The organism is Streptococcus mitis (assembly GCF_946190325.1).
Lineage (GTDB): Bacteria > Bacillota > Bacilli > Lactobacillales > Streptococcaceae > Streptococcus > Streptococcus mitis_CF.
Map to the genome: position 1 here is coordinate 143,825 of NZ_CAMHZR010000002.1, position 18,419 is coordinate 162,243.

Genomic DNA, 18,419 nt, shown 5'->3' on the forward strand with positions numbered 1-18,419 from the left:
ATTTTTTTATCTATTTTTAACTATAAGAAAAGAGGGAATCCAGTAACTCCCTCATCTATCTATTTGTGTAATTTTTAGATTCATTAATTTAAAGCTTGTAATGCAGAAAGAAGATAAGAACCTTCACGAATTTTTTGACCTACGGACTTAGCATTTTTGATCAAATCCTGATACTCTTCTTGAGACAAATTGTCCAATACTTCTTCTAAATCAAGTAAACTCTCAACACTAATTCCACACTCTTTTTCTAAGACGAAATTAGCTAAAGCAGATTGCCCCCAGACAATAATAGGAAAACCAGAAGCCAAATAAAGTGAAGCCTTGTGGGAATTATTGTATTTCAAATACTCACCAAATACTCCGCTACAAGTTTTAGAACTATCACCATCCCAAACCAAACCAAAGCTTCCTTCTAATGCTGATGGTAGTTCATCTGGAAGAAATGAACCAAAATAGGTTGCATTTGATAGCTTTCTAGACTCATCAAAACCAACACCATAGAGGTTATATGCCGGTCTTGCAGGCAACTCATATAAGTAACCTGCTTTTTCTTGGGCTAAATTTCCAGCTACAATAATAGCCCCTTCCTTAGATAAATCTTCTTTATCCTGATAATTCGGGATCAGATAGTCAAAAATGCCTAAACTAACTATTTTTTTCTCAGAAATCCCCTTATCAACAAGCACTGATTTCATAACTGGATTATGAGCAATAAGACCATCAGCTTGTTTCAAAAGACTAGACTCTTGAAGATGAACACGAATCTTATGCTTCAAGGGTACTGTATCCAAATTAGCATAGCGCAAAACTTCTAAATCATGGATAATAAAGTGAACCTTCACTCCTTTACGTTGGATTCTTTTGACTAAATGAGTCGTAAAGAAACTATGATGAAGCATAGGAAATTGAATCAGTAGCTGATCCCCTTCCTTCAACTTAGATATAGCCTTGGATAGGGCTTTAGCCTTGTGTCGTTGAGCCTTAATAGTCCCCATTTGATACCAATCATCTACCATCAATAATAAAGGACTATAGCCCTCACGAACTACTATTTCTTCAACATCGTTTCGAGCCTTATTTCCCGCATTTCGTGCACCAGAATCCTTCAAAAATTCTTCTTTTAAATAATATTTCATCGATCAATTTCATCGATCAATTTTATTCTTCATTATCTTATTTAAACTCTTTCTCCACAACCTCAAGAGCACGTTCAATGACTACATGCATGTCGTAGTATTTATAATCGGCCAAACGTCCGCAGAAAATTACTTTATCATTTTGTGCTGCTTCTTCTTGATATTTAGCAAACATGGCATTGTTTCTCTCATCATTGATCGGATAATAAGGCTCATCTCCACGTTTCCAATCAGCTGGGTATTCACGAGTAATAACCGTTTTATCTTGTGTTCCGTACTCAAAATGTTTATGCTCAATAATACGAGTATAAGGAATTTCTCGCTCTGTGTAGTTAACAACTGCATTTCCTTGATAGTTCTCCTCATCAAGAACTTCATGCTCAAAACGAAGACTACGGTATTCTAACTCCCCGTGTTTGTAGTCAAAGTATTGATCAATCATTCCAGTAAAGACAACTTTATTAGCTGATTTTTCCAGCTCTTCACGATTTGCAAAGAAATCAACCCCAAGCTCTACTTCTACATCGCCCAACATGTTTTCAATGATGACGTTATAGCCACCGATTGGAATACCTTGGTAACGGTCATTGAAGTAGTTATTATCAAATGTTAGACGAACTGGTAGACGTTTAATGATAAACGGTGGAAGGTCAGTCGTAGAACGTCCCCATTGCTTTTCAGTATATCCTTTAATCAACTTTTCATAAATATCTGGACCAATCAACTTGATAGCCTGTTCTTCCAAGTTTTTAGGTTCAACGTCCTTCATATAAGCCGTTTGCTCAGCAATCTTATCTTTAACTTCTTGAGGAGTTTTTGTCCCCCACATAGCATAGAAAGTATTCATATTGAAAGGTAGGTTATAAAGACTACCCTTGTAATTAGCTACAGGCGAATTGATATAGTTGTTAAATTCAGCAAATTGATTAACATAATCCCAGACTTTCTTGTTAGAAGTATGAAAGATATGTGCACCATACTTATGAACATTAACACCTTCTACATTCTCACAGTAGATATTCCCACCAATGTGGTCACGTTTATCAATAACTTTTACTTTTTTTCCACGCTTGGTTGCTTCGTAAGCAAAAATTGCTCCAGACAAACCAGCACCAACGATTAGATAATCGTACATAGTTAACTCCATTATTTCTTAATAATTTGTTTTAGTTCTTTTACATCTACCACTTTCAAAGATAGAATTGTAAAAAGATAAATGATTCCACCAAGCACTGCAAAGACTAGAACATTCAGAGTTGGTGAAAAATGTATAACTGTTTTTGAACCTAGCAGTATACCGTACATGATAGCTGATGCTAGAACAATTTTTGTCATAGATCCGATAATAGGAACTTCTTTTAGGTATCTGCTAGTAAAGTATAATTGTATCGCCCATACTAACGCCTCTGTCAATACAGAAACAATGGCTGCTCCGATATATCCAAGTTTTGGAAGGAATAGTAAATTCAAACCTACACTGATAATGGCAGGAGCTGTTGTTGAAATCATGAATTCTTTATTTTGATTGTGAGGTATCAGCATCTGAATTCCCATGATATTGGTCCAACCGATAAAGAACATACGGAAGATCATAATGGCGATTGCATAACGTGCATCCTGAAAATCTTGACCAAGGAAAAACTGAACAAAATCGTCATTGACAATCAAGATTCCTGCCATCATTGGGAAAATCACTAAATTATAAACGAGGAAGGACATTTCATGCATCTTATTGACTGCCTTATAATCACCTGTCACTAACAAATGAGCGACGCGTGGTAACATAACGCTTCCCAAGGAAGTTACCAAGGTCAGAAGTATATTTACCAACTTTAGAGCCTGATCATAAATCCCTACATCTTTTGTAGAAGCTAATGCTCCGAGCATGGTACGATCAAGCGTAACATACAAGGAAATTGCTACTTGCGGAAGGAACAATAATATGACAGGCTTCACATGATGCCTAGCATATTCTATGTCAAAATGCAGTTTACCGATAAGCTCCTGAGCAGGTAACCACATACTTAGTTGCCCCAAAAGTTCAAATATGGTTAGCAAAAAAACATAGAGATATAGGTCATTTGCAGATTTAACAAAGAGGAAGATTGAAATGACTCCAACGATCTTGACCGTGATATTTCGAACAGTAATCTTTCGAAAATCTTCCAACCCTTGAAAGAGCCAGGAAATGTCTAAACCTTTTGAAACTAAACTCAAGCCTAGAATGTAGGCTACTGGATTTTTCATAACAGGAAGAGTCAGACAAAGAAGAGCATACATGGACATAGAAATAACTGTTGCACCTAATTGCAGAGAGTAGATCCCCCAAAAGTTTTTTTCAATTTCCTTGCGATGTCCTGAAATGACCTTGGTCCCATAGTTAGCAACTCCTAGCGTCGCTAAGAGGATGAAGTAGGTGACAATGGAATTAAAGTATCCGTACGTCCCTAAATCATCCGAAGAAAAGACCCGTGTTACATAGGGAGTCGTAATAATCGGGAGTAAAATCACCAACAGTTGGTAAGATAGATTGTAGGCGTAGTTTTTTAGTACTTTCATCTCAACCTGCCCTATTATAATCAATCAGTGACATTGAAAATCGTGAACGAACATACTTATAATGGGCAATTCTTCTAAACGCTTCTTTCATATTTCCTCTTTCCTACAATTTTTTGACACTTGTTGCAAATTAAATTGGATCTATGTATCATACTATCGTAGCAACAAATACAATTCAGGGCTAAGCATAAAAATAAGGTATTTTAGTTTTAGTTTCAATGATAACTTACTATTCTTTAATAAGTCACTCATTTCGACTCTCAACAACACTTTATCTTTTGAAAAATCTTTTAAGCCTGAGTCAGCTTTTGCACCAATTACTACAAAGCCACCTAATAATTTTTTAGCTTGCAAAGCTTGCTTTAATTCTGGGCTCTGAATGTACTCTCTTTTAATAACTTCCTCATTTTTTGCAACAGCTTTAAAGAAATCATATCTTTTTTCAGTAAATGTTGAACGAACTATACTCCCTTCCCTACGATAGTAATTGTAGGTTTCAAGTGGACTGATCACGATTCTTTCAGCTAAGGCAAGATGTTCTGCTACAACATAAAAATCCTCATAGATTTTCCCGACTGGAAATGGAACGCGCTCCAAGATGCATTTCCGATAAAGTTTTGCACAGGCAGAAACCGTTGCAACTTTGTCATCCAACATTAGTTGTAGAGCCTTTTCTTTTGTAATCACACTCAAGCTTTCATAATCTGACTTCTTAAGATGATGGGAACTATAATCATTATATTTTGAAGTAGCTTTAACCTTTGTTGAAATCAAGTCTGCTTGATGTGTTTCCTGAATTTTCACGATTAACTCTAGAGTATATTCTTCAAGATAATCATCTGGATCTAAAAAGAAAATCCAGTCTGAGCTCGCTTTAGATACTCCAAAGTTACGCGCATCAGATAACCCACCATTTTCTTTGTGGAAAACATGGATATTTTCATATTGCTTTGCATAATCTTCGCATAATAGAGGAGAACCATCTGTAGAACCATCATTTACAAGGATTATCTCAAAGTTTTGATAGGTCTGTTTAATTAAGCTTTCTATCGCATAATGCAGATAGTCTGCAACATTATAAACCGGAACAACGATGCTGATAAACATCCTAAATGCCTCTCTCTTTTTCTTTCTTTTCAGAGTATTTCTTCAAAATCGGATTAAAAATTATCCCCAAAGCAAAGTTAGTCCTATAATTTAAGTAAGACAATCTGTCAAATTTTTTCGTAGGAATATAGTCATATGAACTTTTCTCAATTTTGCTATATAGTTCCTTCAAGAGTGTTTCGGAATCGTTAACCATCCAAGACAAGTCAACCTGCAAACTGATGAGATAAACTAAGGTTTCAGAAACTACTCGGTTTAAAACGGGTTCACTTTCAATTTTTGTAAAATAATCTAGAACTGAATTTGTAACAGTCAAATGATAACCGACATTCCGCTTCATACTCTCGATATTCATACTTTGCTCTGGTCTACCTATGTAGTATTGATAAATATCATAATTCCAATAACTGAAACTATGAACATACTCCAAAGGAAAGAGTGTGTATTGAATATCAACATAAAATGTTTTTTCACTTAAACGAATTTTGTTTTCCGACAAGATTGATGTCTTATAAGTAACCGAGTGCATCGGGATGCGAACGTCCGGAATTCCCTTGTGTTTTTTGCCAATTTCATACTTATCTACGAAGTCATTTCGTACCGTAGTATTGTTATAGACATGTTGCTCTGTAAAATCTGTAATCACCATATCTACATCAACAGTTTCAAGAGTATCTAAAAACTTTTCAAATTCTGATGGAATAACCCAGTCATCCCCATCAATCACTTTAAAAAATTTCCCCTTTGCTTCTTGAATACCGCGATTGATTGTCGAACCATGACCGCCGTTTTCTTTTGTAATGACACGGCCATCTAGCAACGAATCTTTGGCTAGTATCTTTTCTGCTACTAAAGCCGTATCGTCTGTACTTCCATCATTGACAACCAGTACTTCAAATTTATTTTTATAATCCGGGTGTACTTGTTGAAAAGACTCCAGCCCTTTTGAAATGTAGTCCTGAATATTATAACTGGGCATTACAATTGTTAACAAACAATCCTTCATCCTATCTCCTAAATCGTCTCAATTAGTTCAAGCCACTGCTTGAGAATTTTATCTTTATTAAATTTATCCAAATTGTCTTTTGCATGTTCTGAGAAAGACTGTCTCAAAACTTCATCTTCCATCAGTTCAAGCAATTTTTCGCTCAACTTGTCCGTATTATAACACTCAACCAGATAGCCATTAACTCCATCTTCGATAATTTCATTAGGTCCTGTCGGACAACTGAAGCTAACTATAGGAAGATTGTATTGTTGAGCTTCTAACAATACCAAGGGTAAACCTTCGTAACGAGAAGTCATGACATAAATCCCTTTATCTCCATAAATCAAATCCTGATTTTTTTCAAGTCCTTTTATGACTAACTTTTCCTGTAAACCATTTTCGTTGATTAAATCTCTGATTTTGTCTACTTCATCTTGATCGCCGGAACCGTAGATTTCCCAAATCCAGTCAGACCTTTTAGCTAACACTTTTTTCGCGACTTGAACAAGATAATCATATCCTTTTTGATAATCGAAGCGACCTACTGTTACAATTTTCGCTGACTCATCGTTATAAGCTACATTGGAAATACCATCATCTTTCCAATTATAGATGTAATCAATTTTTTCCTCAGAAATACCATATTTTTTTATGTAATTTCTACAATCTTCTTGTGTGAGAGTAATAATCTTGTCTGCAAATTTAGCACCAACATATCTCTGGACTTTTTGAGAAAATTCTCTATTATCCGTAATTGAATTAGTATGATCACACAAAACTACTTTAGTTTGAGTCCCTATTCCTGCAAAAGATAAAAATACATTAGCGGATATCCCTATCCCAAAGGCTACCTCTATCTCATTATCTCTAAAATATTTTTTTAACATTTTTGAGATTTTTAAAATATTCTTAGACAAGCGTACTCTATGGTCAAAAAAGTTGGAGTATTTTACCTGAGAATTGATTTTAAAGAATAAGTCCGATTGCTTTGTTGTAATCCCAATCAAATGAACTTCATACTTTTTTGTAAGTTCGTTTGCTAACGATATAGCAACTCGCTCACCGCCACCAGAGTCATCCAAAATCCATTTCACTAAAGCGATTTTTTTCATGTTTCAACTACTCCCATTCTTCATTATCACCAAGAGATATTATCTTATAGTGATGTTGGTTTCGCTTATCTTCTGGAGGTAACTGCATATAATTCTCTCCATAAATTGCTACTAAATATTCTTTATACTTACGAGGACAACTCAGATCAATCTCTTCAAACTTTAATGATACTGGATCTCCAAAATAATCTGAAGGTACGATTTCTCTAAGTTTATATGCTCCTGTATAATTTCCTGCAAAAGCTTCCTTAAACGAATATTTTTTTAACGTTTGTAAATATTTTTTCTGTGCCCAGTTAAAAGAAATAATCTTTTCAATATTAACAACGTTCGCAAAAGCAATAATTATCTTCTCAATTAATGGTCGATTTTCTTTTTTCTGATTCACCAAACTATTGAATTGCGAGAGTTGAACCATCATCCTAGCGTACAAGTACCTAAAAGAATGAATTTTTTTCTTTAAAACATTAGATGGCATACCATCCAACGGAAAAATGTCTATCCACAAACTTTCTACCAATTCTTCTTTACTATAATTCATGATAATTTTTGTAGAATCATCTCGGATCACAGAGAAAGCTTTTTTGTAGTTTAATGTATCTTCGCTTAAAAACTTGTAGTTTTCTGGCAAAACATTTGAAGCTATTTTTTTAAATTTTTCATAATCTTCTCTTGGCATGCCAATATCGATGTCATCATCCCAAGGTATGAAACCTTTATGACGTACCGCTCCTAGCAAGGTTCCCCCTAGAGCATAGTAGGTTAGGTTATTTTCTTCGCAAATATTAATAAACTCTTTCAAAATAGATAAAATCTTATCTTGAATGATTTTGATATCCGACATACTTTCCTCCTAAGTAAAAGGCAAGTCTGAAAAGAACTGATAAATGTTCTTTAAAAGAAGATCCGTTTTACTATAATCGATAAAATCAAAAGGGAAATTCTTATTATAGAAAAAACCTGTGATAAACGATATACTAAGCAAGCTAAGCTCTAGGCCATAAACTAGGCTACGATTCGATAAGATTTTCAACTGCGCTCGATATGTAAACAATATGAATGAAGAAATTACAATCATTGGCAAGAGTAAAAAAAGATTCCTATCATATATATTTCGAAACGGCACAGACCCCATTGATAATAATGTTAAATAATAAGTCATCTTGACAAAAGATATTTTCCAATCATCAATCTCTTTAATAGTTCTACTCAAAACAAAATATTGAATTAAAAATAAAATCATTAGAACCACACCAATATATAACCTCACTGTTAGAGTAGTATTAAAGAGCTCTGCATACGATGCGTTATCAGAGTAAATATCAATTTTTCTAATAAAAGATTGAAAGAAACTAATACCCGTCCATTCTGCAAATATTGGTGTTAATTTTATTATGATTGGAAAACCCAATAAAACAAGTAAACTCTTTCCTAGCGTAATCTTTTTCAGGTAGAAAAAAATGAATCTCAGAGCAACAAAATAAACAACAGCCGAATGAATGCTTATTGGAACTATGTACCATAGCATCATCCAATTCTTTGTATAATTATATTTCGATTCCAAATACATAATTAACATTATCAGAGAAATTGCCATACAAAATCTCATGCCACTAGTGGTATATCTATAGTTATTTAACAAACAAACTGTAATTAGAATCAGAATATAGGTTAACTTAGAGTAGTTTTTATAGGACTTAAACAAATCAACAACAACATAACCAAAGCTAAAATATGTCACAAACGCTGAAATAAAACTAAGCAAACTATAATGATGAGTATTTCTGACAAAATACATCAATGAAGTAAATACCGGAACAGAACCATAATCATATCTACCAACTCTAAATCCTGATGCAAAAGCTTGAAACATTGAAATAATGTTATCAAAATTAGTTAGTACTTGTGTTGCTCTAAAATGAAACGCTCCATCATCTAATGGATGAGGGATATAACGCAAAGCTATTATAGAAATCGATAAACACGCAAGTACTAAATAAGTTACCGAAAACCTTCTGTCGTTTACTATTCCTACCATGCTTAAAAACAAAGATAAAACTGGGAAGACTAAAAAAATTAAAAAAGTAAGTAATAATAAAATCATGATCTAAAAACTCTGTCCATATTTTTTCCCGAAAAATTTTGCTTGTAAGAAGGATTTTCCTTTTTGAATCAAGTCAATTTTCTCCATATAGATAAACGGTATCTCTTTTACTCGCAAATCTTGTTTCGCAATCCAAACATTAAACAAGCGTTCGCTTACACGTCCAAACAATCTCGCATCAAAAGCCGAATAACCTGTAATATCCAACCGTTTATATAACTCATTAATAATTGGAAATAACCACTCACAATATGCAGCTACATTATCTTTTGACATAATAAACATGTTAAACATATAGCCACTACGTTGTTTCATCACTTTATCAAATGTATCAATATAATCAGGATTTAATTCACTAATGATTTGGCGAGTGACATCTAAATGACCTCCATCATGAGTATGTGCATAGTGAGAATAGAGAGTCTCAATATAGTATTTTCTTTTACAGGGAACAACAACATCATAGTCCAGCATCATTTTTTCGACCTCTGATTTAGATAAAATAATGCTATCCATATTGATTTCTTCACGATAAGCTTGACTCTTAGATGTGAAATAACGACGGTAATGTACCAATCCAAGATAGTCACATTCTAAGTTTTTCCATGCCCAATAAAGTCCAGTTAATTCACAATAATAGGGATTCAAACACGAAATGTTGTCCCCTTCATTGTCACATTGGTATCCTAATTTCTCTTTTCCTTCACTACCAACATGAATAGGTAAATAAAGTTCAGTATCATCTGGCATTGTAAATTTCTTGTGTGTTGCAACGATAATTTTATAATTTTTTGTCATTTTAAAATCCAGTTAAACTTCCTACATTTATTGAAGGTAATTTGCATATATTGACATTCTATTTAATATTTCAATTAAAAAGATTATCAAACTAACAATTAATAAATACTGTTCCTAATTTTAAAAATGAAATCGAATACCAAAGTCATATTATTCGTACTCAATTTCACTTTCTAAATATCACATTCCATAATAGCAAAAACCCTATACTTAATGTGCCCCTTCTCTAGTTAAAACTTGTTTTATGGTTAAAAAGATAATTTTAATATCCAACCAAAATGACTGATTTTTAGGATAATACAATTCCATTTCACAGCGTTCAGGGTAGAACACATCACTTCTACCTGAAACTTGCCATATACCAGTGATACCAGGACGAACAGATAATAAAATTCTACGTTCTTCCTCAGTATACTCGTCTAACTCATTATCAAGAATCGGCCTCGGTCCAATAAGACTCATATCACCTAGCAATAAATTTATAAATTGAGGAAGTTCATCAATACTAGTTTTTCTTATGAAATCACCAATATTTGTAAGCCTTGGATCCTCATCTGGAGGTAATTTATAGCTATTTTTTTTATATTTTTCATACAGTTCTTCATTAAGTTCCAAGATTTCCTCTGCATTTTCAACCATTGATCTAAATTTAATAATTTTAAATTTTTTCCCTCCAAGACCTGCTCTATATTGTGTAAAAAAGATACTTCCCTTATATCCTTTTATTTTGTAAATAATTAAAATAATTAGATAAGAAGGCAGTACTATAAATATAGTTCCAAGAAATCCAATAATAAAATCCATAATCCTTTTAAAACTAATATAGATAACGTTATTCCGTTTCACTTAAAATCCCCTCTCATGTAGTAAACTAAAACAGTTTAAATTCTATGAGATATTTTTATCCCTTTCTCTTCCATAACTACTTCCTTAGTCTATCCCTTATTTTTTACCGTAAGAACCATACTCACCGTAAGAACCATATTTCTCAGCTGAAGTATTGAATTTATTTAATACAACTCCCAAAAATGGCTTATTCGTTTGTTCCAATTGATCTTTAGCCTTGAGAACATCTTTTCTGTTAGCCTCTCCTGCCGCAGTAACTAAAACAGATGCATCACATTTTTGTGTGATAATAGCTGCGTCGATAACGATGCCAATAGGCGCTGTATCAACAATAATATAATCAAAATATTTGCGAAGTGTATCAATCATAGTACTGAAGTTTTCACTTTGCAATAAAGCAGTTGGGTTGGGTGAGATAGACCCAGCTTGAACTACAAATAGATTTTCAACATTGGTATCACATAGACCATGAGATAGGTCTGTTGTTCCAGATAAAAACTCTGTCAATCCGGTAATTTTTTCACGTGACTTGAAGACACCTGACATGACAGAATTCCGAATATCAGCATCTACTAACAAGGTCTTATAACCTGCACGCGCGAATGCCCAAGCAATATTTGTAGAAGTCGTTGACTTTCCTTCACCCGGTTTTACAGAAGTGATAGAAATCACTTGTAAATTATTTCCACTCAATTGTATATTCGTACGCAAGGCATTATAGTATTCTTCCGCTTTTTTGGCCAGATCTAATTTTTTCTGTGCTATTTCTAATGTCGGCATATCTCTCTCCTATTTCAATTTATCCAAATTTGGAACAACTCCCAACAATGCGATTTGCATAACATCTTCAATATCCTCTGGACGTTTCACTCGTGTGTCAACCAGTTCAACGATCAGAACAACGATAACCGTAAAGACTGTTCCTCCAAGTAGACCTATAATTGTATTTCTACGAATATTTGGAGAAGATGGTGCTATAGCGGGACGAGCTTCTTCAAGTGTTGTGACATCAGAAACGCGTGTGATACTGATAATCTTTTCAGCAGCTACTTCTCTCAAGGAGTTAGCAATACGACTAGCTTCCTCAGGGACTCTATCATTAACTGAAATAGATACGATACGGGTATCGACTGGTACGGTTACCTTGACTTTACTAGCCAAATCTTTTGGTGATAGATCTAATTTCAAATTAGATGTCACCTTTTCCAAAACATCTTGAGATAAAATAATTTCACGATAGTCTTTAACCAAGTATGATCCAGCTTGCAAGTCTTGGTTTGTCAAACCAGGTTTATCCCCCTGATTACGGTTGACTACATAAATCCGTGTAGTACTAGTGAACTCCGGTTTAACGATAAAAGCACTATAGGCAAAAGCTAAAGCTCCAGCTACAATTGCTACTAATGCAATTAGAATTTTTCTTTTCCAAAGAATTTTAAATAGGTGAAATACATCTATTTCCATAGTATTTTGTTCTTTCATATTTTCTCCTAAATTATTTGATCCATTATAATTTTCCTAGGGTTCTCTACAAATAGCTCTTCCGCCTTGCCCCTACCATACTTTTTAGAAATAATCTGATAAGCCTCCTCCATATAAGGGGGTCTACTATCTAGGTTATGCATATCACTTGCAATGACATGAACCAGGTCTCTCTCCAAAAAATATTGGGCTCTCTTTTTCATGAATTTATAGGTTTCACCAAAGAGCTTAGGTTTTAGAACATGAGAACTATTTACTTGCGTATAGCATCCCATATCAATCAGTTCCTGAACACGTTTTTCATTGTTTTCCAGAGCATCATAACGTTCAATATGAGCAATCACCGGGGTAATCCCCAACATCAAAATATTGCTTAATCCTTTATGAATATCGCGATAGGGTGTATTCATACTAAATTCAATCAAAGCATAACGACTGTTATTGAGAGTAGGAATGCGCTTGTTTTCTAATTTTTCTAGAACATCTAGAGTATAGTATATCTCTGCTCCGTAAGCAATGACCAAATCATCTGCCACTTCTTTAGCAATCTCACGAACCTTTAAAAAATTCGTCGCTATTTTTTCTTCTGGAGTCTCAAACATCCCTTTTCGACGATGGGAAGTCGAAACAATCATCCGAACCCCTTGATTATACGCTTCTCTTAAAAGGGCTTTGCTATCTTCTATAGACTTTGGCCCGTCATCTACATCAAAGACAATGTGAGAATGGATATCAATCATATCATCTTCCCTCCATCACATCTTGTATCGCACTTTTAGCAGCTGCTAAACTACTGTCATCGATTTCCATCATATAGAGGTTACTATCTGGCATAGCATAAGAAGGAAGTCCCATTCGACCTGTACCTTTGAGGTCTTGAGAGTTGACTTTATAACTGCCACCACTCTCCAATTGAGTATTAACCAAATCCATCATCGTTTCGATAGGCATATTTGTTTGAAGGGAATCTTGCAAACCTTGAAGAATATCACTATAATTTTTCAATGCTTCGGTAGAAGTTAATTTCTGTATGATTGCGACGATCACCTTTTGTTGATTACGACCACGGTCACGATCCCCATCAGCTAAAGAATAGCGCTCACGCACAAAACCAAGAGCTTGCTCCGAGTCAAGATGAACGTTCCCTACAGGATAGAACTTCCCATTTGTATGAGCGGTAAACTCTTGATCATTATAGACATCAACTCCACCAAGGAGGTCAATCAATTTCAAGAACGAAGTGAAGTTTAGACGAACATAGTAATTAATATCAACTCCATAAAGATTTTCCAAAGTATGAATAGAGGAGTCAACTCCATAAATACCTGCATGAGTCAACTTATCTTTTTGATTATTCCCGCCGTCAGCAATCGGAACATAAGAATCTCGAGGGGTTGTTGTCAATAGAATTTTTTTTGAATCTTGATTAACAGTCATCAAAATGTTGACATCTGAACGAGAAACTGAACTAATTGGTCCGTAAGTGTCAATACCACTCACATAGACATTGAAGGATTTGTTCTTAGAAACTTTAGGAGCAGCTACTTCTTTGGTGATATTTTTAGTGTAGATTTTCCTAATTTTTGATGCGTAATCAGGGTATTCAGATTCTATAATATTTTCAAAGACGCTATTTAAGACAATCGCTTTTGCTTCACCTGATACCAAGCTCTTATAAGCTGCAAGGTATGAGGTGCTTTGTTCAACCGTCAATTCTTTGCTCTGACTAGTTTTGATATCAGCTATCAATTTTTGAATATTATCATTATCAGTATCCGTAGGTCCTGTAACACTATCTAATTGCGTGACATTATGAACGTCACTATCTTTCAGAACAACAACACTCATTGAGTATTCTGAGTAATTCGACGTAGAATTGATATGACTAGTAAAGCCGACAAATTGTTGCAGTGCAAAAAAAGAAACTGAACTCATTAAAATAGCTAGTGTTAAAAAGAAAATTGTAAACTTTTCTGCTTTTCTATAAATGATCAAAAGCAGACTCGCTAAAGCGACCAAAATCACTACAGCTGCCGTCATAACATTCAGGTATCTAAACGCCAATATATTATGTCTAAAAATCAAGAACAGCAAAAAACCACCCAATAATACATAAATGGTTAATAAAGCTATATTAATGCTCCGCTTAACTTTACCCGAACGGGCTCTTTTTGAACGTTTATTCATAGTTTTCCCCTATATGTTGATTATCAGAATTATTATATCACAATCATGAAATAATTTCCATTTATTCCTTTTTTTATCAGCGTTTTCAATATATCTTCTAAATGTACTCCGAAGGAATAATTGTTTTTTTATAACCTGTAAAGTATCTATCGTTTCCTATTTTGACATTCTCGTTTCATAGACAGAGGAATACGAATCAAAAATATAACAAACAAGGTCCCTTACGGAACCTCGCTCATCATTATTTAACATGATTTTCTGCTTCTTTTTGGGCTTTTTCGATTGCTTTTTTGCTTTCTTGCTCCCATTTGATTTTAGCTTCTTCATACTGTTTGGTTGTTACAGTATCTTTTTGCAGCTTCATGTACTTGTAGTTATTGCCGTCACCCTTGATGCCGACTAGTGAATAACCTCTTGTAAATGGCGTTACTTTGGTTACAGATGCTGTTCCACCGCTCGACATAGCTGACATAATCAGAGAATTGTCAATCATCCAAGCCTGTGCTTCAGCATATTTTTCATAGCGTTTGGCTACATCTTTATTTTCACTATCTGCATCTTTGAGCATCTTGGTGTAGGTATCAAGCCCCAAGCTAGCAATCTTAGCTTTATCTTCTTGAGCATCTAAACCAAAAATCTTGAGGTAGAACCCATCCTCAGCATTGAAAGGATTGAGATAAGTTGACGGATCTTGGTAGTCACCTACCCAACCATCAAAGTTCAAATCATAGTCACGATCAGCTGGTGTCGGTGCCAAGAAAGCTACATTATTAAAATCATCTGTTGAAAGTTGCTGAACATCAATGACAATGTTATCAGCACCTAAAACTGACTCAAGTGTCTGCTTAACAGAGTTCATACCTGTCACAGCGTTTTTACTTGTCTGATCAACTGCCACATCCAAGTGAATTGGGAAAGTCACACCTTGACTTGCCAATTCTTTTTTAGCTTCTGCAAATTTTGCTTGGGCCTTTTCTTTGTTGAAATAGGCATCCTGAGCATCTGCCAAGTTAATACCTGACCATTCTGTGCCATAGTTGACCAATTTAGAAGCGACTACTTCTCCAAAGGTCTTGTCTCCCACTTGGACAAATGTTGGAGGCACTAGAGTGTTACGAAGGGTCTTGCTAGCTGCTTCTTCCCCATTTGACTGGGCAGAATAGGCTGTGCGGTCCAAGGCAAAGTTCACCGCTTGACGGAAGTTTTTGTTCAAGACAGCTGTCTCAGTTGATTTCTTCTGCTCATCTGTCGTTTTCGATGTATGGTTGTAAGCCTTACGGTTGACGTTGAAATTGAAGTACCAAGAAGTCTTGTCCTGCAAGCTATAAACGATATTATCCTTATATTTTTCTTTGGTCTTGGCGAAGTTAGAACTATTTGGATAAACCCCAGCGATTGAATAGGCTCCACTTTCAAAGTTACGGATAGTCAATTCTTGGTCTGAACCATCAAAATATGCCAATTTCACGTGTTCAATTGATACTTTGTCATGATCGTAGTAATGCGGATTTTTCACATACTCGATTGATGATTTTGATGTGAAATCTTTTAACAAATAAGGTCCGCTGTAGAGAATACTATCTGGAGATAAAGTCCCAAAATCTTTCCCTTTCGAGTTTAGAAACTCTTCATTTACTGGGAAAAGGATACTGTTGGTTGTTTTTGAATTCCAGTAAGGTTCTGGGCGTGCCAAAGTATACTCAACAGTCTGGTCGTCAATGGCCTTCACCCCAACCTTAGAAAAGTCAGAATCCGCTCCTGTAATATAATCATTCAAGCCCTTGATCGAGTTTTGAATCAAGTCAATGGCCTGTGATTTATTATCCACTGCATACTTAATCCCTGTCACAAAATCTTGTGCCTTGACTGGGGCGTACTCTTCACCATCAGCCGTGAACCATTTGGCATCTTTTCTCAATTTATAGGTATAAGTCAAACCGTCGCTTGAAACAGACCAGTCTTCCGCCAAAGATGGAACTAGGTTCCCGTGATTGTCATTTTCAAGCAAACCATCAACTAGGTTGGTAATGATGGCTGTATTATCAGCGTAGTAGTCTAATAGGTAGTTAAATGTAGTTGGATTTCCACTAAAGGTTGATGAGTAAGTTTTTGTATCTGAACCTGATTGTCCGCAAGCAGCTAAAAGCAAAGCAGCCGCAAAGGTCAGGCCTGCGCTAAGAACACGCTTTTTTGTATTCATCTTCTTTCTCCTTTATGTTAGTTTTTATAACATAAGTTTATTTTACCAAAATAGTGGGAATTTGTAAAGTTAATTGAATTTTGAGAATGAAAGTTTATAAACTTTAGTCATAAAAAAACAAAGGATTTCTGTCTTTCATACAGTCCTCCCTTATTTTTATACGATTTCATTTTTAAATTTTTCTTTAAAAAATATTTATAGTAATTCCACACAGAAAGCATCCCATGGAGCCAAGATTTGTTTTTCAAAAACTTCTTGAGCCACGGTGTTTTCAATCAAGACTGATTTAACATTTCCTTCTACTGTCAAGTCTTGGTCTTCATTGGACAAGTTGGCTACAACTAAGAAATGACGGTCGCCATCTTTACGAATATAGGCAAAGACCTTGTCAGCTGTATCAAGCAATTCAAAGTCAGCTCGAATCAGCCAGCTATTCTCCTTACGGATTTGAACCAGTTTCTGATAAGTATAGAAAATAGAATCTGGATTTGCCAGCGCTTCTTGAACGTTGATTGCTTGATAGTTTGGATTGACTGCCAACCACGGTTGACCTGTTGAGAAACCAGCGTTTTTGCTTTCATCCCATTGCATTGGAGTACGAGCATTGTCGCGACCAATGACACGGATGCTGTCCATGATTTCTTCCATCGGAACACCTTTTTCAAGAGCTTCACGCGCATAGTTGAGGGATTCAATATCTTCTACTTGGTCCAGTGTTTCAAACGGATAATTGGTCATCCCAATTTCCTCACCTTGGTAGATATAAGGTGTCCCTCTCATCAAATGAAGTAAAATCGCAAAGGCTTTGGCAGATTTTTCACGGTATTCTTGGTCATTTCCCCAGATAGAGACGATACGAGGGAGGTCATGATTGTTCCAGAAGAGGGAATTCCAACCATCCTCAACTCCTAATTCTGTCTGCCATTTGTTGAAAATCTCTTTTAACTTAGCGATATTCAGCTCTTTTTGATAGTGCCATTTAGGCTCTCCTTCCTGATACTGAAGACAAATGTGTTCAAACTGGAAGACCATAGACAATTCTTGTCCCTTTGGATCAGAGTATAGTTTGGCAATTTCTGGCGTTGCTCCCCAGGTCTCTCCTACTGTCAAGAGATCTTTGTCGCCAAAGGTTGCCTGATTCATTTCCTTAAGATAAGGGTGGAGCATAGGACCATTATTGACTACTTTCTCATCAGGAATTTTCCCAATCATATCAATGACATCCATACGAAAACCGCCAATGCCTTTATCAATCCAGAAGTTCATCATCTCATAGATTTTCTGGCGAAGTTTTTCATTCTCCCAGTTGAGGTCAGGCTGTTTCTTACTGAAAAAGTGAAGATAGTATTGGCCTGACTTTTCATCGTATTCCCAAGCTGATCCACTAAAAATAGAATCAAGATCGTTTGGTTCATCTCGCCAGATGTAGTAGTCTCGCTCAGGACTGTCAGGATTTTCACAGGCCTCGACAAACCAAGCATGTTCATCTGAGGTATGATTGACCACCAAGTCCATGATGATACGAATATCACGCTTCTTGGCTTCTGCGATCAATTGATCCATATCCTCCATGGTCCCAAAAATAGCTGCAATCGCTTGATAATCAGCAATATCATAGCCATTATCATCCATCGGACTGTCATAAACAGGAGAAAGCCAAATAGCTGTGATTCCTAGCTTAGCTAGATAGTCTAACTTACTGGTAATACCTGGCAAATCGCCAATTCCATCTCCGTTGCTGTCCATAAAACTCTTTGGATAGACTTGATAGACTACGGCATTGTGCCACCATTTTTCTTGCATCTTCTTACCTCATTATTTTAATAATCTATAGTCTATGATAGCGCTTTTCGGAATTTTGTGCAAGCGTTTGCCTAATCTTTTTGAATCCTTTTTTAAC

The 18,419-nt window shown here is 35.4% G+C and carries 16 protein-coding genes; all 16 read right to left on the reverse strand.

Annotation, left to right across the window (positions count from 1 at the left end; translation table 11 throughout):
* Positions 1-83: 83 nt before the first annotated feature.
* The gene (locus N8M95_RS03635; RefSeq protein ID WP_064276685.1) at positions 84-1,136 is read right to left on the reverse strand and encodes a glycosyltransferase; all 1,053 of its coding nucleotides are present in this window, start codon (positions 1,134-1,136) and stop codon (positions 84-86) included.
* 37 nt (positions 1,137-1,173) lie between these two features.
* Complete coding sequence (gene glf, locus N8M95_RS03640; RefSeq protein WP_261116644.1) at positions 1,174-2,271, reverse strand: UDP-galactopyranose mutase; 1,098 nt, start codon at positions 2,269-2,271, stop codon at positions 1,174-1,176.
* 11 nt (positions 2,272-2,282) lie between these two features.
* Positions 2,283-3,695 (reverse strand): flippase, encoded by a 1,413-nt coding sequence (locus tag N8M95_RS03645; protein WP_064276689.1) that lies wholly within the window; start codon positions 3,693-3,695, stop codon positions 2,283-2,285.
* A 153-nt stretch (positions 3,696-3,848) separates the two neighbouring features.
* The gene (locus N8M95_RS03650; protein ID WP_064276691.1) at positions 3,849-4,802 is read right to left on the reverse strand and encodes a glycosyltransferase family 2 protein; all 954 of its coding nucleotides are present in this window, start codon (positions 4,800-4,802) and stop codon (positions 3,849-3,851) included.
* A gap of 1 nt (position 4,803) precedes the next feature.
* Complete coding sequence (locus N8M95_RS03655) at positions 4,804-5,808, reverse strand: glycosyltransferase family 2 protein (protein ID WP_064276693.1); 1,005 nt, start codon at positions 5,806-5,808, stop codon at positions 4,804-4,806.
* An 8-nt stretch (positions 5,809-5,816) separates the two neighbouring features.
* Positions 5,817-6,902 (reverse strand): glycosyltransferase family 4 protein, encoded by a 1,086-nt coding sequence (locus N8M95_RS03660; RefSeq protein WP_064276695.1) that lies wholly within the window; start codon positions 6,900-6,902, stop codon positions 5,817-5,819.
* Positions 6,903-6,909: 7 nt separating this feature from the next.
* Entirely contained in the window at positions 6,910-7,746 is an 837-nt protein-coding gene (locus N8M95_RS03665; RefSeq protein ID WP_064276697.1) for a LicD family protein, read from the reverse strand.
* Positions 7,747-7,755: 9 nt separating this feature from the next.
* Positions 7,756-9,006 carry an EpsG family protein gene (locus N8M95_RS03670; protein ID WP_064276699.1) on the reverse strand — a complete coding sequence of 417 codons (1,251 nt, stop codon included), beginning with the start codon at positions 9,004-9,006 and terminating at the stop codon, positions 7,756-7,758.
* A gap of 3 nt (positions 9,007-9,009) precedes the next feature.
* Positions 9,010-9,804: a DUF4422 domain-containing protein gene (locus tag N8M95_RS03675; RefSeq protein ID WP_064276701.1), complete on the reverse strand. Its 795-nt coding sequence runs from the start codon at positions 9,802-9,804 to the stop codon at positions 9,010-9,012.
* Between the two features lie 210 nt (positions 9,805-10,014).
* Positions 10,015-10,608, reverse strand: a complete 594-nt coding sequence (locus tag N8M95_RS03680) for a sugar transferase (protein WP_082888152.1) — start codon at positions 10,606-10,608, stop codon at positions 10,015-10,017.
* 138 nt (positions 10,609-10,746) lie between these two features.
* The gene (locus N8M95_RS03685) at positions 10,747-11,430 is read right to left on the reverse strand and encodes a tyrosine-protein kinase (protein ID WP_070479910.1); all 684 of its coding nucleotides are present in this window, start codon (positions 11,428-11,430) and stop codon (positions 10,747-10,749) included.
* A 9-nt stretch (positions 11,431-11,439) separates the two neighbouring features.
* Entirely contained in the window at positions 11,440-12,132 is a 693-nt protein-coding gene (cpsC, locus tag N8M95_RS03690) for a capsular polysaccharide biosynthesis protein CpsC (RefSeq protein WP_049493109.1), read from the reverse strand.
* Positions 12,133-12,140: 8 nt separating this feature from the next.
* Entirely contained in the window at positions 12,141-12,872 is a 732-nt protein-coding gene (cps4B, locus tag N8M95_RS03695; RefSeq protein ID WP_261116645.1) for a capsular polysaccharide biosynthesis protein Cps4B, read from the reverse strand.
* Between the two features lies 1 nt (position 12,873).
* Positions 12,874-14,319: an LCP family glycopolymer transferase CpsA gene (gene cpsA / locus N8M95_RS03700; protein ID WP_049510090.1), complete on the reverse strand. Its 1,446-nt coding sequence runs from the start codon at positions 14,317-14,319 to the stop codon at positions 12,874-12,876.
* A 241-nt stretch (positions 14,320-14,560) separates the two neighbouring features.
* On the reverse strand, positions 14,561-16,519 hold the full coding sequence (locus N8M95_RS03705) for a peptide ABC transporter substrate-binding protein (protein ID WP_261116646.1): 1,959 nt from the start codon (positions 16,517-16,519) through the stop codon (positions 14,561-14,563).
* Positions 16,520-16,714: 195 nt separating this feature from the next.
* Positions 16,715-18,322 carry a glycoside hydrolase family 13 protein gene (locus tag N8M95_RS03710; RefSeq protein WP_261116647.1) on the reverse strand — a complete coding sequence of 536 codons (1,608 nt, stop codon included), beginning with the start codon at positions 18,320-18,322 and terminating at the stop codon, positions 16,715-16,717.
* Positions 18,323-18,419 lie beyond the last annotated feature (97 nt).